General features: G+C 71.2%; 18 protein-coding genes. 7 read left to right on the forward strand and 11 right to left on the reverse strand.

What is annotated here, in order from left to right:
• The first annotated feature begins 3 nt into the window (after window positions 1–3).
• The 3 genes from FHY03_RS03625 to gltB are packed head-to-tail and all read left to right on the forward strand — an operon-like array spanning window position 4 to window position 5272.
• The gene (locus FHY03_RS03625; protein WP_183921885.1) at window positions 4–300 is read left to right on the forward strand and encodes a nucleotidyltransferase domain-containing protein; all 297 of its coding nucleotides are present in this window, start codon (window positions 4–6) and stop codon (window positions 298–300) included.
• On the forward strand, window positions 297–770 hold the full coding sequence (locus FHY03_RS03630; protein WP_183921886.1) for a hypothetical protein: 474 nt from the start codon (window positions 297–299) through the stop codon (window positions 768–770). Before FHY03_RS03625 ends, FHY03_RS03630 begins: the two co-directional genes overlap by 4 nt.
• Window positions 767–5272, forward strand: a complete 4506-nt coding sequence (gene gltB, locus FHY03_RS03635) for a glutamate synthase large subunit (protein WP_183928785.1) — start codon at window positions 767–769, stop codon at window positions 5270–5272. Before FHY03_RS03630 ends, gltB begins: the two co-directional genes overlap by 4 nt.
• 302 nt (window positions 5273–5574) lie before the next feature.
• Here the strand turns inward: gltB and FHY03_RS03640 are convergent, their stop codons facing one another.
• Window positions 5575–7392: an AcrB/AcrD/AcrF family protein gene (locus tag FHY03_RS03640; RefSeq protein ID WP_260158634.1), complete on the reverse strand. Its 1818-nt coding sequence runs from the start codon at window positions 7390–7392 to the stop codon at window positions 5575–5577.
• Between the two features lie 140 nt (window positions 7393–7532).
• Between FHY03_RS03640 and FHY03_RS03645 the strand changes: the two genes are divergently transcribed.
• Window positions 7533–7907, forward strand: a complete 375-nt coding sequence (locus tag FHY03_RS03645; protein ID WP_183928787.1) for a GtrA family protein — start codon at window positions 7533–7535, stop codon at window positions 7905–7907.
• A gap of 19 nt (window positions 7908–7926) precedes the next feature.
• A complete protein-coding gene (locus tag FHY03_RS03650; protein WP_183928789.1) occupies window positions 7927–8655 on the forward strand; it encodes a bifunctional 2-polyprenyl-6-hydroxyphenol methylase/3-demethylubiquinol 3-O-methyltransferase UbiG in 729 nt (242 codons plus the stop codon).
• Window positions 8656–8849: 194 nt separating this feature from the next.
• Here FHY03_RS03650 and FHY03_RS03655 read toward each other — a convergent pair whose 3' ends face one another.
• The 4 genes from FHY03_RS03655 to FHY03_RS03670 all read right to left on the reverse strand — a co-directional run bounded on the left by FHY03_RS03655 (window position 8850) and on the right by FHY03_RS03670 (window position 11560).
• Window positions 8850–9818 (reverse strand): glucokinase, encoded by a 969-nt coding sequence (locus FHY03_RS03655; RefSeq protein WP_183928791.1) that lies wholly within the window; start codon window positions 9816–9818, stop codon window positions 8850–8852.
• 283 nt (window positions 9819–10101) lie between these two features.
• Complete coding sequence (locus tag FHY03_RS03660) at window positions 10102–10518, reverse strand: secondary thiamine-phosphate synthase enzyme YjbQ (protein ID WP_183921892.1); 417 nt, start codon at window positions 10516–10518, stop codon at window positions 10102–10104.
• Entirely contained in the window at window positions 10518–10889 is a 372-nt protein-coding gene (locus FHY03_RS03665) for a tRNA-binding protein (RefSeq protein WP_183928793.1), read from the reverse strand. The genes FHY03_RS03660 and FHY03_RS03665 overlap by 1 nt, the downstream gene beginning before the upstream one ends.
• Entirely contained in the window at window positions 10889–11560 is a 672-nt protein-coding gene (locus tag FHY03_RS03670; RefSeq protein ID WP_183921894.1) for a glutathione S-transferase family protein, read from the reverse strand. Before FHY03_RS03670 ends, FHY03_RS03665 begins: the two co-directional genes overlap by 1 nt.
• A gap of 246 nt (window positions 11561–11806) precedes the next feature.
• On the opposite strand from FHY03_RS03670, the gene FHY03_RS03675 reads away from it, so the two are divergent.
• The gene (locus tag FHY03_RS03675; protein WP_183928795.1) at window positions 11807–12397 is read left to right on the forward strand and encodes a hypothetical protein; all 591 of its coding nucleotides are present in this window, start codon (window positions 11807–11809) and stop codon (window positions 12395–12397) included.
• A 67-nt stretch (window positions 12398–12464) separates the two neighbouring features.
• On the opposite strand, the gene FHY03_RS03680 is transcribed toward FHY03_RS03675, so the two are convergent.
• The 6 genes from FHY03_RS03680 to FHY03_RS03705 form a co-directional block, all read right to left on the reverse strand.
• Window positions 12465–13082 carry a MarC family protein gene (locus FHY03_RS03680; RefSeq protein ID WP_183928797.1) on the reverse strand — a complete coding sequence of 206 codons (618 nt, stop codon included), beginning with the start codon at window positions 13080–13082 and terminating at the stop codon, window positions 12465–12467.
• Window position 13083: 1 nt separating this feature from the next.
• The gene (gene folD / locus FHY03_RS03685) at window positions 13084–13953 is read right to left on the reverse strand and encodes a bifunctional methylenetetrahydrofolate dehydrogenase/methenyltetrahydrofolate cyclohydrolase FolD (RefSeq protein ID WP_183928799.1); all 870 of its coding nucleotides are present in this window, start codon (window positions 13951–13953) and stop codon (window positions 13084–13086) included.
• A complete protein-coding gene (locus FHY03_RS03690; protein ID WP_183922051.1) occupies window positions 13950–14252 on the reverse strand; it encodes a DUF167 family protein in 303 nt (100 codons plus the stop codon). The genes folD and FHY03_RS03690 overlap by 4 nt, the downstream gene beginning before the upstream one ends.
• A complete protein-coding gene (locus FHY03_RS03695) occupies window positions 14249–14557 on the reverse strand; it encodes a YggT family protein (RefSeq protein ID WP_183921898.1) in 309 nt (102 codons plus the stop codon). The genes FHY03_RS03690 and FHY03_RS03695 overlap by 4 nt, the downstream gene beginning before the upstream one ends.
• A 245-nt stretch (window positions 14558–14802) precedes the next feature.
• On the reverse strand, window positions 14803–15720 hold the full coding sequence (gene argB, locus FHY03_RS03700) for an acetylglutamate kinase (RefSeq protein WP_183921899.1): 918 nt from the start codon (window positions 15718–15720) through the stop codon (window positions 14803–14805).
• Between the two features lie 38 nt (window positions 15721–15758).
• Window positions 15759–16430, reverse strand: a complete 672-nt coding sequence (locus FHY03_RS03705) for a queuosine precursor transporter (protein WP_183928804.1) — start codon at window positions 16428–16430, stop codon at window positions 15759–15761.
• 341 nt (window positions 16431–16771) lie between these two features.
• On the opposite strand from FHY03_RS03705, the gene FHY03_RS03710 reads away from it, so the two are divergent.
• A complete protein-coding gene (locus FHY03_RS03710; RefSeq protein WP_183928806.1) occupies window positions 16772–18121 on the forward strand; it encodes a NupC/NupG family nucleoside CNT transporter in 1350 nt (449 codons plus the stop codon).
• Window positions 18122–18192: the final 71 nt, after the last annotated feature.

An 18192-nucleotide genomic window follows, 5' to 3' on the forward strand; every position in this document is an offset into this window, starting at 1 on the left:
GCGATGAGGCTGCCGCCCGACTATGTCGCCGCGATCAAGGAAGCCGCGCGCGAGGCGTTCGGCGAGGGCGCGGTGGTGCGCCTGTTCGGCAGCCGCGTGCGCGACGATCGGCGCGGCGGCGACATCGACCTGCACTTCGAAGTCGATCCCGGTCGCGGCACCGACGCCGAACTCGACCGCTTCGAGGACAAGCTGTTCCAGCGCATCGAGCCGCAGCGCGTCGACAAGGTCTTCAGCGTGCGCGGTGAGCCGCTCGGCCCGTTCGAGCAGATCGCCTATCGCGATGGGGTGGTGCTGTGACCGCGCCGGAGGGCGTCCTGCTCACGAAGCTGACGACCGCGCTCGACTCGGTGCTGCGCGGTGCGGACGTCGCTGCCCGCATCCTCGGTACGTTGCCCGAGACGGCCGTCGACTTCGCGGCACTCGATGACCTGCGCGCCACAGGCGCGCGCGCCCTGCTCAAGGCGGTAGAACAGGCGCAGGATCTGCTCGCCCGCATCTTTCGGACGTATCTGATCGCCGAACAGATCGACATCTCCGAGATGACCGCGCGCGACATCGCGAACCGTATGGAAAAGTACGGGATGCTCGCCGATGCGGCGGCCTGGTCCGGGCTCGTGCGGCTGCGCCACCGCTTGGCGCATGAATATCCCGTCAGCCCCACCGAACAGCGTGAACGCGTCTTCGATGCGCTGGCGGCGGTGCCGCTGCTCCGCTCCATCCGCGATGGTCTTCTACCGACGCTTCATACCAAGGGTTATTTGGCATGACCGATCCCCGCACCCACCTCGCCACGCACGGCATGTACCGCCCCGAGTTCGAGGGTGACGCGTGCGGCGTCGGCCTCGTCGCCGCCACCGACGGGCGCGCCTCGCGCCGCGTCGTCCAGTCCGCGATCGACGCGCTCAAGGCGGTGTGGCACCGCGGCGCGGTCGACGCCGACGGCAAGACCGGCGACGGCGCGGGCCTCCACGTCGACCTGCCGGTGCGCTTCTTCGACGATTGCGTCGCCGCCAGCGGGCACAAGCTGCTCCCCAACCGCCTCGCCGTCGGCATGGTGTTCCTGCCGCGCACCGATCTCGGCGCGCAGGAGACCTGCCGCACCATCGTCGAGAGCGCGATCATCGAGGCGGGCTATACCATCTACGGCTGGCGCCAGGTGCCGGTCGACGTGTCGGTGATCGGGCTCAAGGCGCAGTCCACGCGCCCCGAGATCGAGCAGATCATGATCGCCGGCCCGCTGCCGGACCAGGTCTCGGCCGAGGAGTTCGAGAAGAACCTGTATCTCGTCCGCCGCCGCATCGAGAAGCGCGTGATCGCGGCGCAGATCCAGGGCTTCTACGTCTGCTCGCTGAGCTGCCGCTCGATTATCTACAAGGGGCTGTTCCTCGCCGAGAGCCTGTCGGTCTTCTACCCCGACCTGCAGGACCAGCGCTTCGAGAGCCGCGTCGCGATCTTCCACCAGCGCTATTCCACCAACACCTTCCCGCAATGGTGGCTGGCGCAGCCGTTCCGCTGCCTCGCCCACAACGGCGAGATCAACACCGTGCGCGGCAACAAGAACTGGATGCTCAGCCACGAGATCCGCATGGCCTCGATCGCGTTCGGCGAGCATTCGGAGGACATCAAGCCGGTGATCCCCGCCGGCGCGTCCGACACCGCCGCGCTCGACGCCACCTTCGAGGCGATCTGCCGCTCGGGCCGCGACGCGCCCACCGCCAAGCTGATGCTGGTGCCCGAGGCCTATTCGGACGACATGCCACCCGCGCACCACGCGATGTACCAATATCTCGCCTCGGTGATGGAGCCGTGGGACGGCCCCGCCGCGCTGGCGATGACCGACGGGCGCTGGGCGGTCGGCGGGGTCGACCGCAACGCGCTGCGCCCGCTGCGCTTCACCGAGACCGCCGACGGGCTGCTGATCGTCGGCTCGGAGGCGGGCATGGTGGTGGTGCCCGAGAGCACGGTGATCGCCAAGGGCCGGCTGGGGCCGGGGCAGATGATCGCGGTCGACCTGCACGAGGGCCGCGTGCTGCGCGACCGCGAGGTGAAGGACCGGATCGCCGCCGAGCAGGATTATGCCGCGATGATCGGTGAGTTCTCCACCATGGCCGACCTGCCCCCCGCCCCGGTCGACACGCTGACGCGCTACGCCCGCGCCGACCTCACGCGGCGCCAGGTCGCCGCCGGCCAGACGATCGAGGACATGGAGCTGATCCTGTCGCCGATGGTGGAGAGCGGCAAGGAAGCGATCGGCTCGATGGGGGACGACACGCCGCTCGCGGTGATCTCGGACAAGCCGCGCCTGATCAGCCAATTCTTCCGCCAGAACTTCAGCCAGGTGACCAACCCGCCGATCGATCCCTTGCGCGAGCGGTACGTGATGTCGCTGCGCACGCGCTTCGGCAACCTCGCCAACATCCTCGACACCGAGGACCGGCGCGAGCGCGTGCTGGTGCTCGACAGCCCGGTGCTGACCTCGACCGACTGGGCGCGGCTCAAGGGCTATTTCGGCCAGGCCGCGGCCGACATCGACTGCACCTTCGAGGCGGGCGGCGGCCCCGAGAAGCTGCGCGCCGCGATCCAGCGCATCCGCAACCAGGCCGAGCAGGCGGTGCGCGAGGGCAAGAGCGAGCTGTTCCTCACCGACGAGCATATCAGCGAGGACCGCGTCGCGATCCCGGGCGTGCTCGCCGCCGCGGCGGTGCACACGCACCTCGTCCGCCGCGGCCTGCGCTCCTACGCCTCGGTCAACGTGCGCGCGGCCGAGTGCCTCGACACGCATTATTACGCGGTGCTGATCGGCGTCGGCGCCACCACGGTGAACGCCTATCTCGCCGAGGCCGCGATCGCCGACCGCCACGCCCGCGGGCTGTTCGGCAAACTCTCGCTCGAGGACTGCCTCGCGCGGCACAAGAAGGCGATCGAGGAGGGCCTGCTCAAGATTCTCAGCAAGATGGGGATCTCGGTGATCTCCAGCTATCGCGGCGGCTACAACTTCGAGGCGGTCGGGCTCAGCCGCAGCCTCGTCAACGACCTGTTCCCGGGCATGCCGGCCAAGATCTCGGGCGAGGGCTATGCCTCGCTCCACGTCAACGCCACCGAGCGTCACGAGGCGGCGTACGATCAGGCGGTGGCGACGCTGCCGATCGGCGGCTTCTACCGCCAGCGCCACAGCGGCGAGGCGCATGCCTATTCGGCGCAGCTGATGCACCTGCTGCAGACCGCGGTGGCGACCGACAGCTACTCGAGCTACCTGCAATTCTCGCGCGGGGTGGCCGACCTGCCGCCGATCTACCTGCGCGACCTGCTCCAGTTCAACTTCCCCAACGAAGGCGTGCCGGTCGACCAGGTCGAGGCGATCACCGAGATCCGCAAGCGCTTCGTCACCCCGGGCATGTCGCTCGGCGCACTCTCGCCCGAGGCGCACGAGACGCTGGCGATCGCGATGAACCGGATCGGCGCCAAGGCGGTGTCGGGCGAGGGCGGCGAGGACAAGGCGCGCTACACGCCCTATGCCAACGGCGACAACGCCAACTCGGTGATCAAGCAGATCGCCAGCGGGCGCTTCGGCGTGACGGCCGAGTATCTCAACGCCTGCGACGAGATCGAGATTAAGGTCGCGCAGGGCGCCAAGCCCGGCGAGGGTGGCCAGCTGCCCGGCTTCAAGGTGACCGAGTTCATCGCCAAGCTGCGCCACGCCACCCCGGGCGTGACGCTGATCAGCCCGCCGCCGCACCACGACATCTACTCGATCGAGGACCTGGCGCAGCTGATCTACGACCTCAAGCAGATCAACCCGCGCGCGCGCGTCTGCGTCAAGCTGGTCAGCTCGGCGGGGATCGGCACGGTCGCGGCGGGCGTGGCCAAGGCGCACGCCGACGTCATCCTCGTCTCGGGCCATGTCGGCGGCACCGGCGCTTCCCCGCAGACCAGCATCAAATACGCCGGCACGCCGTGGGAGATGGGGCTCTCCGAGGTCAACCAGGTGCTCACGCTCAACGGGCTGCGCGGGCGGATCAAACTGCGCGCCGACGGCGGGCTCAAGACCGGGCGCGACATCGTCGTCGCCGCGATCCTGGGCGCGGAGGAGTTCGGCATCGGCACGCTCAGCCTGGTGGCGATGGGTTGCATCATGGTGCGCCAGTGCCACTCGAACACCTGCCCGGTCGGCGTCTGCACGCAGGACGAGGCGCTGCGGCAGAAGTTCGTCGGCACGCCCGAGAAGGTGATCAACCTGATGACCTTCATCGCCGAGGAGGTGCGCGACATCCTCGCCCGGCTCGGCGTGCGCAGCCTCGACGAGGTGATCGGCCGCACCGAGCTGCTGCGCCAGGTCAGCCGCGGCGCCGAGCATCTCGACGACCTCGACCTCAACCCGATCCTCGCCAAGGTCGACGCCACCGACGCCGAGCGCCGCTTCTCGCTCAGCACCTTCCGCAACGAGGTGCCCGACAGCCTCGACGCGCAGATCATCAAGGACGGCGCGCCGGTCTTCTCGCGCGGCGAGAAGATGCAGCTCACCTACTCGGTGCGCAACACCCACCGCGCGGTCGGCACGCGCCTCTCCAGCGAGATCACGCGCAAGTTCGGCATGTCGACGCTGGCGGACGGGCACGTGACGATCCGGCTGCGCGGCTCGGCGGGCCAGTCGCTCGGCGCTTTCCTGTGCCGCGGCATCACGCTGGAGGTGTTCGGCGACGCCAACGACTATGTCGGCAAGGGGCTGTCGGGCGGCACGATCATCGTCCGCCCGGCGGTGTCCTCGCCGCTGCGCAGCCAGGAGAACACCATCCTGGGCAACACCGTGCTGTACGGCGCCACCTCGGGCAAGCTGTTCGCGGCGGGCCAGGCCGGGGAGCGGTTCGCGGTGCGCAACTCGGGCGCGACCGTGGTGGTGGAGGGCTGCGGCGCCAACGGCTGCGAATATATGACCGGCGGCACGGCGGTGGTGCTGGGCGCGGTCGGCGCGAACTTCGGCGCGGGTATGACCGGGGGCATGGCGTTCGTCTACGACGCCGACGGCAGCTTCGCGCGCTCCGCCAACCCCGAGAACATCACGTGGCAGCGCGTCGCCGCGGCGCACTGGGAGGAGCAGCTGCGCTCGCTCATCGCCGAGCATGCGGTCGCGACCGACAGCCGCTGGTCGCGCGGGCTGCTCGACGACTGGGAGCGCACGATCGCCTCGATCTGGCAGGTGGTGCCGCGCGAGATGCTCACCCGGCTGGCGCACCCGCTCGACGACGCGGAGACGCTGGTGGCGGCGGAGTGATCTTCCCTTCTCGTGACGGGATACGGGGTGAAGTGAAGTCCCCTCGCGGACGCGGCGCCTGAGGAGGCGCCATACCTCACCCCCTCCCTCACGGGGATCGCTGCACCTTTCGGTCCTGTGCTCCGGCGAAAGCTGGAGCGCAGCATCGCACACACCGCCCGGAGCCGTTCTGCTTGCCCCTGGGTCCCCGCGTTCGCCGCAACACGGCCACCGAACCCGCACGTCGGGCGATCTCGCCACGAGCTCCTGAGGGGCGGGAGAGAATAGTGCCGTGACGCTCCTCCCCTCTCGGCGGAGCGGTCCTACTCGATCCGGAACGCGCGGAACGGCGAGCCCTTCTTCAGCGGCACCGGCACCAGCCAGTCGAACCGCTCGCCGCGCGCCAGCCGCGCGTAGAAGCCGCCCGGCGCCTTAGCGCGATAGTTGGTCGATTCCGCCATGTCCGGGCACACCAGCAGCAAGGTCGCGCCGTGGCGCTTCATGATCGCGCGCGCCTGCTCGGGCGTGCCCTTGAAGGCGTGGTGGACGTCGAGGATCGCGTCACCGTTGCGGTGGTACGGCCCGGCGATCGCGTCGTGGTGGGTCAGCGTGATCAGCCGCGGGCCGATGTCGACGAAGGTGAAGATAGTCTGGCGCGGCAGCCGGTCGAGCGGCGCCATCGCGGGGATCGTCATGCACCGCCCGGTCGCCTTGTTGACGCGGCGGACATAGGCGCTGGGCCGGTCGATCTGGAACCAGTCGATCGCCAGCTGGGTGAAGCTGCCCGACACCAGCACGAACACCGCCACCGCCGCGAACGCCTTCGCCGGCCAGAAGCGCGGCGCCAGCAGCCAGGGCAGCGTCGCCCACGCCAGCCCCGCCGCGCCGGGGATGGCGAGCAGCTGCGCCGCCGGACCGGCGCGCGCCTGCCACAGCAGCATCAGCGCGGCGAAGGCGCCGAACAGCGCGACCGCGGCCCAGCCGCGCAGAGCGGGCGTGCGCCGCGCGCGCCATGTCGCCAGCAGCGCGCCGATCAGCCCGATGATCGGCAGCGTCACGATCGGCAGCGCGATGCGCAGCGGGTGGCGGTAGATCGGCTTGGCCTCGCGCACATTGGCGAGCCAGGTGGTGTAGAGCTCGTCCGACACCTGCTCGGGCCGGCCGAGGCATTGCGGGAAGGCGAGCGCGAAGAACGCCGCGACCGCCGCGCCCGCCGCCAGCGCCAGCACCAGCCGCACCGCCGGCTTCTTCGGGTCGGCCAGCGCGAGCAGCAACAGCAGCCCGCCCGCCAGCACCACCACCGACAGCCACACCGGGGTGAGCGCGTCGCAGCGCAGGACGCGGTTGGCGTAGGAGGCGAAGCCGGCATAGCCCGCCGCGCCGCCGCCCGCGAGCGTCAGCGCGTAGACCGCGAGCCGGTCGCGCTCGCCGCGATCGATCACCCAGGCGAGCGCGATGATCGCGCCCGACATCGCGGCATAGGGCAGCATCTCCAGCCCGATCGTCAGCGACACCGCGGTGGCGATCCCCACCAGCGCGCCGCCGCGCGCGCCGCGCGGGTCGCACAGGCCCGCCACCGTCACCGCGAGCATCGCCAGCTGCCAGCCGTGATGGTCGATCCGATCGGGCAGGAACATGCCGAGCGTCACGTTGGTGGCGAGGAACAGCGCCGGCGCCAGCACCCAGGCGAGCGGGTGAATCAGCCGCCGCAGCGTCGCGCCGAGCGCCACCAGCGTCACCGCCGCGGGCAGCAGCGGCGCGATGCCGCACGCCAGCCGCTCCGCCTCCGCGTAGCCGACCAGCGGGCGCAGCAGCAGGATCAGCCCCGCGATCGGCAGGTCGACCAGGCGCGACCAGTGGATGTCGAACCCGCCCGGCGGGTCGAGCCGATAGTCGCGCAGGTCGTACCAGCCCTGGCCGTTCAGCAGCGCGCGCACCTGCATCAGCCGCATGTTGTCGTCGGTGTCGCCGAGCGACAGCCAGTGGATCGCGGCCCAGCGCTTCCACACGAACCAGGCCGCGATCGCGACCCAGACGAGCAGCGAGAGGCGCAGCCAGTCGCGATCGATCACGCGCGCCGCTCGCTCCAGCCCGTCACGCGCGCTGTGGCGCTCACCCGGCCCGGCGTCCCGCCCCTGCATATCCAAAACGCTTCCTTCCGGCCGCCGCGCGCGATAGAGCCGCAGCCGCGTCTAGCCCCGGCGGCGCAAAGGGCAAGGTTTTGGCAGCGTCTCACTCATCCCCGTCGTCCCCGCCGCCGGCGTCCTCCTCACAGCGCGAGATGATCTGGCAGCTGGTGCGCTTCGGCGTGACGGGCGGGGTGATGACCGCGCTGTACGCGGTGGTCTACTGGCCGCTCGCCACCTATGTGATGAACCCCAACCTGGCGGTGGTGGTCGCCTTCCTCAGCGTGACCTTCATCGGACGGTTCGCGCACGGCGCGGTGAGCTTCCGCGGCCATGGCACGCGCAGCGCGCGCACCGCGCGGCGCTTCTTCCTGGTGCAGCTGTTCGGCTTCTTCCTGCAGCAGGGGTTCACCTGGGTGCTGGTGACCGGCCCCTTCTTCCATGGCCCGACATGGTGGCCGCTGGTACCCGCGGTGTCGGTGGTGCCGCTGCTGACCTTCTGGCTCCAGCGCAACTGGGTGTTCGCGTAAACATGAAGGCTGATCGCTGATGGACCGCCGCGTCTACGACCGCATGGCGGAGCACGACTCGACCCACTGGTGGTATCGCGCGCGCCGCGACGTGCTCGCCGATTTCCTCACGCGCGAGGCGCATCTGCCCGCGAACGCGCGCATCCTCGAGATCGGCTGCGGCACCGGGCACAACCTGCCGATGCTGGCGCAGTTCGGCACGGTCGACGCGATCGAGATCGACCCCGCCGCGCGCGCGATCGCGAGCGAGCGGCTCGGCCGCGCGGTCGGCGCCGCGCCGCTGCCCGAACTGCCGGGCGTCGAGCGCGGCGCCTATGACCTGGTCGCGGTGCTCGACGTGGTGGAGCATATCGAGGACGACGTCGCCGCGCTGGCGGCGATGCGCGCGTGCCTGAAGCCGGGCGGCAAGATCCTGATCGCGGTGCCCGCGCACCAGTGGATGTGGAGCGCGCACGACGTGGTGAACCATCACCACCGCCGTTATTCCAAGCCCACGCTGGTGCGCGCGATCCGCGCCGCCGGGCTGAAGGAGCGCGGGCTGACCTATTTCAACTCGCTGCTGTTCCCGCTCGCCGCCGCGGCGCGTCTGGCGGGGCGACTGACCGGGCGCGACGACAGCGACGATTCGCCCCCGGCGGCGCCGCTCAACGCCTTGTTCGAGCGCGTCTTCCGTGTCGAGCGCCACCTGGTCGGGCGGGTGCCGATGCCGATCGGCGTGTCGATCCTGACGCTGGCGGAGCCGGCGTAGCGGGGGAGGCGTGGCGGCGGTATCGGCGGCGCGGCGCGGTGCCTGGCCCGTCCCACACCGTCATTCCTGCGACGGCAGGGATCCAGAGACGCGACGGTCGCGATATCGAACGGGACGACGGCGCGTCTGGATCCCCGCCTGCGCGGGGATGACGGGCAGAATGAGGCGAGCGCACGTCGAACGCTCCCGGCCCCTCACCCCAGGTGCCGCAACGCCTCGGCCGCGCCGGCCAGCTCGCCGTCGTCGAGCGCGGCATAGACCCGCGGCACGGTCGCCAGCAGCCGCGCATATTTGCCGCTCCCCGCGAACAGCGGCGCCATCTCCGCCAGCCGCAGCAGCGGGCGCAGCGCCGCCGCCACGCCGCCGGTGACGATCACCCCGTCCCACGCGCCATAGACGATCGTCAGCTGGCCGGCGTAGCTCCAGAAGGCTCGGCACAGCCAGGTGCAGGCCTCGCCCGCGAGCGGGTCGGCGGCCATCGCGCGCGTGATGTCCTCGGCGCTGGTCCAGCGCGGCGCGGTGCCGCGGCGGCGCGCCAGCGTCTCGTACAGGCGCACCAGCCCGGGCGCGGAGAGCAGGTCCTCCGCCACCACCGGGTAGCGCCCGGGGAAGATCTCGGCGGCGAGCCGCGCCAGCTCCTCGCTCACCGCGATGAAGCCGCCATGCCCTGCCTCGGTGGCCAGCACGCGCACCGCCCCCGCGGCGTCGCGGCTCAGCACCGAGACACCCAGGCCCGAGGTCATCCCGAGCACGCAATAGGTGCCGGCGCGGCGCAGCGAGGGTTCGTCGCCGGCGAACCGCTCCTCGGCGCGCACGTCGGCGCCATGGAACGCCCAGGCCTCGGCCTCGAAATCGTTGAGGATCAGCGGCGCGTGCCCGAGCATGCCGCGCAGCCCCGAGCGCGACACGTACCAGCGCCCGCGCGTGATCGATACGGTCTCGCCGCGCGGCAGCCCCGCCACCGCGAAGGCGGAGCGGCGCGGCGGCGCGTCGGGCCGGGCGTCGCGAAGGAAGTCCATGATCGCGCCGGAGATGCTGACGGTGGTGTCGGCGGTGAAGCCGCGCACGCTGTCGCGCCGCACCTGCCCGGCCGCGTCGGTGAGCGCGAAGCGCATGCGCTTGCGCCCGACATGCCCGACCAACGCCGTCCCCGCCTCCGCCATGCGGCGCTCTCCCTCGTTATTATTTTCCGTGATATCGCTATCAGCGCAGGACTAACAGAGGGTTAGCTGTGACCGTGGGGCGGGTGTGCCACTCCTCCCCGCTTGGCGGGGAGGGTCGTGCAGGTCGCCATGTCCCCAGGACATGGCGGGAATTACCGGGGCCATTCCACCCGCACGACAGCCGCAGGCTGGTGGAGGGGGGCCTCCACAGGCCCTGCGCTGCGGGGAGATCCCCCTCCACCACTCGCCTGCGGCGAGCCGCGAGCGGGGCGGATCTAGACCCTCACTCGCCGATCACGTGCAGCGCCACGCGGCGGCGATGTGGCGCGGCGCGGTGCTCGGCGAGGTAGACGCCCTGCCATGTCCCCAGCACCATCTGGCCGCGCGCCACCGGGATCGACAGCGACACGCCGGTGAGCACGCTGCGCAGATGCGCGGGCATGTCGTCGGGTCCCTCGTCGTCATGCTCATAGTCGCGCGACTCGGGCGCCACGCGCGCCAGCCAGCGCTCGAGGTCGCGGCGCACCGCGGGAGCGGCGTTCTCGTTGATCAGCAGCGAGGCCGAGGTGTGACGGCAGAAGACGGTGAGCAGCCCGGTCGCGATCGCCTCGCCCTCGAGCCACGCCGCCACCTCGCGCGTGATCTCGACCAGCCCGGCGCCGCGCGTCGCCACCACGATCTCGCCGGCCGCCTGGCGCATCAGAACAGCCGCCCGCCGTCGGGCACGCGCTCGCTCGGCGCCACCAGCACCACCTTGCCCGCGGCGTCGGGGAAGCCGAGCGTCAGCACCTCGGAGAGGAACTTGCCGATCTGGCGCGGCGGGAAGTTGACCACCGCGGCGACCTGCCGCCCGACCAGCTCCTCGACCGCGTAGTGCTCGGTGATCTGCGCCGAGGAGCGCTTGCGGCCGATCGCGGCGCCGAAGTCGATCAGCAGCTTGTAGGCGGGCTTGCGCGCCTCGGGATAGGGTTCGGCCGACACGATCGTGCCGACGCGCACGTCCACCTTGAGGAAGTCGTCGAACGCGATCTCGGGCGCGGCCGCGGCGGCAGGGTCGTGCGTGACGTGCATCAGAAGTCCGGATTCTCGTAATAGCTGGGCGGCTCGATCCCGGTGATGCGCTCGGCCAGCAGCGGGCGGAAGCTGCGCCGGCTCTTGAACGCCGAATACCATGCCTTGGTATGCGCATGGCCGGTCCAGTCGATGCCGCCGAGATAGTCCGCGACCGAGATCTGCGCCGCCGCGGCGAGGTCGGCGAGGCTGATCGTCGCGCCGGCGATCCACTTGCGATGATCGAGCAGGAAATCGATGTAGTCGAGGTGGCCGACCGAGGATTTCATCGCCTCGCGCAACCGCGACGCGTCCGGCGTGGTGCGGTGGACGACGCGCTTGATCATCCGCTCGTCGAGCAGCGGCTGGGTCACGTCGCGGTAGAAATGCGTGTCGAACCAGGCGACCAGCCGGCGGATCTCGGCGCGGTTGGCGGCGGTGCCGTTGATCATCGCGACGCGCTCGACGGTCTCCTCGAAATATTCGCAGATCGCCATCGAGTCGACGAGCACGACGCCGCGCTCGTTGTCGGTCATCACCGGGGTCTGGCCGGCGGGGTTCATGTCGATGAAGGCGTCGCGCCGCTCCCACGGGTTCTCGCGCATCAGCTGATAGCCGACGTCCTTCTCGTTGAGGAGCGTGCGGACCTTGCGCGTGAACGGGCACAGAGGGAACTGGTAGAGCTGCCACATGCCCGCCCGCTTAGGCCGAAAGCGCGGCGCGGGGGAAGCGGCTTCGTGGGCGCGCGGCGCGCGACTGTGTCGGGGCGGCGCGGTGGCAGGAGGGCGCGCGCGGGCGGGGATGTGGCGCGTAGCAGCCCCTTCCCTTCAAGGGAGGGGAGATGCGTTCACGTCGTGGGCGCTGAACGGCAACACGCCAGCGGAAGGGAGGACGCCGCCTCGTCGGGTCACGCTTCAGGGTGACCGCGGCGCTAGGGCGTGGCAGCGGCCCTACCGATGCCGTCACCCGAGCCCTCCATCTCCCCGCCACCCGCCGTCGCCGCGCTCGTCACGCTGGCCGCGCTCGCGGTCGGGCTGACGCTGCCCGACGTCGACCTGCGGCTCGGGCTCGGCCACCGCAGCGCGCTGACGCACAGCCTGCTGCCCGCGCTGCTGCTGCTCGCCTGGCGCCGGCGCGCGGCTGCCTGCGGGATCGCCGCGGGCATCGGTGTGCACCTCGCCGCCGACTGCTTCCCGCGGCGCATGACGGGCTATGCCACGGTGAAGCTGCCGCTGCTCGGCGCGCTGCCGCCGCTGGAGTCCTACGCCTGGCTCGCGCTCAACGCCGCGGCGGCGCTGCTGCTGGCGGCGTGGTGGGCGCGGCGGCTGCACGCGCCGGTCGCGCGCGCGCTGGTGGGGCTGGCCGCGCTGGCCGCGGCGCTGCGCTACCTGTGGCACGATCCCGGCGGCTGGCCGGTGCTCGCGCTGGCGGGCGCGGTGGCGCTGGCGGTGGCGCGAAGGCGTGGGCGCTGGGCGGGGCGGGCACGGTGCGCCGGCGGAGCGAGGAGCACGAGGTCGCGCACACCGTGAGGCGCTCGTCTGCGCGATCGCCTGACCGGCGACGGAGAGATCGTGCCGCCGTCGCTTCGGCGCGTCCTCAGCGCAGCTGCTCGACCACGCCGTCGATCACGAATTGCACCGCCAGCGCGGCCAGCAGCACGCCGAGCAGCCGCGTGATCACCGCCTCGATCTTGGCGCCGAGGATCCGCATGATCGGCCCCGCCGCCAGCAGCGAGCCCAGCATCAGCAGCAGGTTGGCGCCCAGCGCCGCCATCACCACCGCCGAGCGCTCGAAGCCGTTGCTGCGCGCCATCAGCAGCATCACCGTCGCGATCGAGCCCGGCCCCGCGATCATCGGCATCGCCATCGGAAAGATCGAGACGTCGTCGGCCTCCTCCGCGGTCACCTTGGCGGCGCGGTCCTCGCGGCGCTGGGTGCGCTTCTCGAACACCATCTCGAGCGCGATCAGGAACAGCATCAGCCCGCCCGCGATGCGGAACGAGGCGAGCTCGATGCCGAGCGCGTGGAGCAGCGGCTCGCCCGCCAGCGCGAACAGCAGCAGGATGCCCGCCGCCACCATCACCGCGCGGATCGCCATGGCGCGGCGGTGCGCCGGGGTCGCGCCCGCGGTCAGCCCGGCGAAGATCGGCGCGCAGCCGGGCGGGTCGATGATCAGGAACAAGGTGACGAAGGACGAGACGAACAGCTCGACCATCTCAGAGCGACGCGTCCACCGCCAGCCCGGCGCGGCGCGACGCCGCCACCACGGTGTTGCGCAGCAGCACCGCGATCGTCATCGGCCCGACCCCGCCCGGCACCGGGGTGATCGCCCCCGCCACCTCGGCGACGCGCGGGTCGACGTCGCCCACCAGCCCGCCCTCGACCCGGTTGATGCCGACGTCGATCACGGTCGCGCCGGGCTTGATCCACTCGGGCTGGACGAAGCCGGGGATGCCGACCGCGGCGACGACGATGTCGGCCATGCGCACGTGCGCCATCACGTCGCGGGTGCGGCTGTGCACCGTCGTCACCGTGCAGCTCTCCTGCAGCAGCAGCGCCGCCATCGGCTTGCCGACGATGTTCGAGCGGCCGATCACCACCGCCTCCAGACCGGCGAGATGCGGGTGGACGTCGCGCAGCAGCATCAGACAGCCGAGCGGGGTGCACGGCACCAAAGCGTCGAGCCCGGTGGCGAGCCGCCCGGCGTTGAGCGGGTGGAAGCCGTCGACGTCCTTGTCGGGATCGACCCGCGCGATCACCGCGCGCTCGTCGATGTGGCGCGGCAGCGGCAGCTGGACGAGGATGCCGTCCACCGCCGGGTCGGCGTTGAGCCGGTCGACCAGGGCGACCAGCGTTTCCTGCGTCGTGTCGGCGGGGAGACGGTGCTCGAAGCTCGCCATGCCCGCGGCCAGCGTCGCCTTGCCCTTGGAGCGGACGTAGACCGAGGAGGCGGGGTCCTCGCCGACCAGCACCACCGCCAGCCCGGGCTGGCGCCCGGCGGCCGAGGTGAAGGCGGCGGCGGCGGTGGCGACACGGTCGCGCAGCGCGGCGGCGAAGGCTTTTCCGTCGATGAGGCGGGCGGTCATGACTCGGCCGCATAGAGCGAAGCGGCGCGCTGTGCCAGCGTCGCGGGATCGCCTTTGATCGTCAGCCGCTTGAGCCGCGCGGTTTGCCCCGCGACCAGCGCCACGTCGCGCTTCGCCACACCGAAGTGGCGCGCCACCAGCGCCACCAGCGCGTCGTTGGCGGCGCCGTCGACCGGGGCGGCGGCGAGCCGCGCGGCGAGATGCTCCTCTGTCCCCGCCACCAGCGAGTCGCGCCCGCCGCGCGGCGTCACGCGCACCGCGAGCGCGATCCCGTCCGCGGTCGCGCGCCAGGCGCTCAGACGGCGGCGCCCACCAGCACGCTCGCGGCGATGTTGTTGAGGATGATGTTGAGGATCACCAGCCCGAGCAGCACCACCATCGGCGCGAAGTCGATCCCGCCGGTGGCGGGCAGCATGCGGCGGATCGGGCGGTAGAGCGGCTCGGTCAGCCGGTCGAGCCCGTCGTGCAGCCCGCGGATGAACGGGCTGGAGGTGTTGATGATGTTGAACACGATCAGCAGCGACAGGATGAACTGGATGATGATGATCCAGCGCACGAACGAGATCAGCACCTGCAGGATCTGGATGATGGTGAGCGTCAGCACGCGCGGCGTCTCCGTGATGGTGTATCGGTCATATAGGGCACTGGCAGGGTCTGTGCCAGCGGGGTGTGGTTGGCATGGTAGGAGCAGGGCAAATCCTCCCCGCTTTGCGGGGAGGGGGACCATGCGCAGCATGGTGGAGGGGGGCTTCCGCGTACGAGCCGGTGCGTTCGCGGAGCACCCCCTCCACCACGCCCTGCGGGCGCGGTCCCCCTCCCCGCGAGCGGGGAGGATCTACGCCCGCCCCCTCACCGCCGGATCAGCGTGCCCGCGCCGCGCCGCGTGAAGATCTCGAGCAGCATCGCGTGTGGCACGCGCCCGTCGAGCACCACCGCCGCGTCCACCCCGGCCTCGACCGCGGCGACGCAGGTCTCCAGCTTGGGAATCATCCCGCCCCTGATCGTGCCCTCCTCGCGCAGCCGCTTGATCGCGGCCGGGTCGAGGTCGGTGAGCAGCTCGCCGTCGCGGTCGAGCACGCCGGCCACGTCGGTCAGCAGGAAGAAGCGCGCCGCGCCCAGCGCCGCGGCGATCGCGCCCGCCATCGTGTCCGCGTTGATGTTGTAGGTGTGGCCGTCGGCGCCGATGCCGATCGGCGCGATCACCGGGATGATGCCGTCGCGGCTGAGCGAGTCGATGATGCGGCGGTCCACCGCGACCGGCTCGCCGACGAAGCCGAGGTCGACCTTGCGCTCGATCCCTTGCAGCGGGTCGGGGTCGCGCCCGCCGACCTTCTCGGCCAGCACGAGCCCGGCGTCCTTGCCCGAGATGCCGACCGCGCGCCCGCCGGCGCGGCCGATCCAGCCGACGATCTCCTTGTTGATCGATCCGGCGAGGACCATCTCGGCGATCTGCGCGGTCTCCGCGTCGGTCACGCGCAAGCCGTCGACGAACCGCGATTCGACGCCCAGCCGCTTGAGCATGCTGCCGATCTGCGGCCCACCCCCGTGCACCACCACCGGGTTGATGCCGACCGCCTTGAGCAGCACCACGTCCTCGGCGAAATCGGCCTGCGCCTCGGGCTCGCCCATCGCATGGCCGCCGTATTTCACCACGAAGGTCTTGCCGGCGTAGCGCTGGAGGTACGGCAGCGCCTCGACCAGCGTCTCGGCCTTGAGCGACGGGGGCACGGCAGCGATCGGGGCGGCGGCGGGGGTCGGGTCGGTCATCCGCGGCGCCATAGCGGCGCGGGCGCGGGCGCGAAAGGTCAGCCGTCGAGCCGGCGGCCGAGCGCGACCATCAGGTAGATCAGCGGCGGCACCAGCACGATCGACAGCACCACCTTGGCCAGCATCTGCCCCGCCATCAGCCAGCCCACCGCGGAGAGGCCGAAGGCGATCGAGATGAACAGCACCGAGTCGACGATCTGGCTGAGCGCGCTGGCGGTGGCGGCGCGGAACCACAGCAGCCGCCCGCCCTCGCGTCCCTTGAGCCACGAGAAGATCGTGACGTTGAGCGTCTGCGACACGCCGTAGGCGACGATGCCGCCGGCCCAGATCCACGGCGTCGCGCCCATCATCTGCTCGAACGCGGCGAGATGCGCGCGGTCCATCTCGGGCGCGGCGGGCAGCTCGAGCACCACCAGCGTCAGCACCATCGAGACGAGCAAGGGCACGAAGCCCATCAGCACGAGCCTGCCGGCGACCTTCTGCCCGTGCAGCTCGGCGACCGCGCTGGAGGTGACCACCAGCAGCAGGAAGGCGAAGATCCCCGCCTCCACCGCGAGCGGCGGCAACCCGACCAGCGGCCCCAGCGCCGAGATCGGCCCGAGCGACACCTGCTTGTTGCCGAGCACCCCGGCGATGCAGACCATCCCGCCGTAGAAGATCGACAAGGCGAACAGCGAGCGCGGGATCGGGGCGTGGGGAGCGGAGGCCATCGTGACGCGTCGTAGCGGGCTCGGGTGAGGTGGGGAAGGTGTTGTGCGGCAAGCTAATCCTCCCCTGCAAGGGGAGGTGGCAGGCCGCAGGCCTGACGGAGGGGTGTCGCCGCTGGCGATGGTAGGTGGACTCACTTGTGGGGACACCCCTCCGTCAGCGCTGCGCGCTGCCACCTCCCCTTGCAGGGGAGGATCATGCCCCCCAACCCGTTGCGAAACCGGCACACCCTTGCCCAACTCGCGCAAACATGGCTGGCGGCGCGCGGCCACCGCTGTATGATCGGCCCCCGCGTGCGCGCCCTCGCCGCGCCTCCTTCCGCGGCTCACATCAAAGAAGACGAATGCAGAGAATTCTGATCGGTCTCGCGGGCATCGCGGTGATCCTGCTGCTCGCGGTGCTGCTCTCCGCCGACCGTCGCGCGATCCGGCCGCGCGTCGTCGGCAGCGCCTTCGCGCTCCAGGCGCTGATCGCGGTGATCGTGCTCTACTGGACGCCCGGGCGCGCCGCGCTCGCCGGTGCCTCGGCGGGCGTCGCCGCGCTGCTCGGCTATTCGCAGCGCGGCACCGAGTTCCTGTTCGGCAATCTCGCCAGCCCCGCGGTGGGTGGGCAGAGCTTCGCCATCGCCGCGCTGCCGGTGATCATCTTCTTCGCCAGCCTGGTGTCGATCCTCTATTATCTCGGCGTGATGCAGCTGGTGGTGCGCTGGCTCGGCGGCGCGATCGAGAAGCTGATCGGCACCAGCAAGGTGGAGAGCCTGTGCGCCGCCGCCAACATCTTCGTCGGCCAGAGCGAGTCGCCGCTGGTGATCCGCCCCTATCTCGCCGGGCTCACGCCGCCGCAGGTCTTCACCGTGATGACCAGCGGCATGGCGGGCGTGGCCGGGACGATCCTGGCCGCCTATGCCTCGATGGGCATCAGCATCGACTATCTGCTCGCCGCCAGCTTCATGGCGGCGCCGGGCGGGATCCTGATGGCCAAGATCATCATGCCCGACCGTTGCCTCCCGCCCGAGGGCGAACTGGCGCTGGGCGACGTGCCGGGCGAGCCGCGCGAGGTCGCGCTGGCCGACCATCGCCGCACCGCCGCGGGGATCGGGCCGGCGGCGCTGCCGAGCGAGGCGGCGCACCCGGTCGCGGGCGAGCCACTGCCCGACGCGACGCACGACGAGGAGAAGCCCGCCAACCTGATCATGGCGGCGGCGCAGGGGGCGCAGACCGGGGTGAAACTGGCGGTGGCGGTGGGCGCGATGGTGCTCGCCTTCGTCGCGCTGGTGGCACTCGCCAACGGGCTGCTCGGCGGCGTCGGCGGCTGGTTCGGCCATCCCGAGCTGAGCTTCCAGGGGCTGCTCGGCTATGTCTTCCAGCCGGTGATGTTCCTGCTCAACGTGCCCTGGCGCGAGGCCGGCATCGCGGGCGGACTGTTCGGCGAGAAGATCGTGCTCAACGAGTTCGTCGCCTATATCGATCTCGGCAAGCAGGCGGCGCAGCTCAGCCCGCGCACCATCGCGATCGTCACCTTCGCCCTGTGCGGCTTCGCCAATTTCTCGTCGATCGCGATCCAGATGGCGGTGACGGGCAGCCTCGCGCCCAACCAGCGCCCAACGATCGCGCGGCTCGGCCTGCGCGCGCTGGCGGCGGGGAGCCTGGCGAACCTGATGAGCGCCGCGCTGGCAGGGCTGCTGATCGGCTGAGGGGCCACAATCCTCCCCTGCAAGGGGTGGTGGCATGCCGAAGGCGTGACGGAGGGGTGTCACCGGTTGTG

Source organism: Sphingomonas sp. BK345 (assembly GCF_014193845.1).
Classification (GTDB): Bacteria; Pseudomonadota; Alphaproteobacteria; order Sphingomonadales; family Sphingomonadaceae; genus Sphingomonas.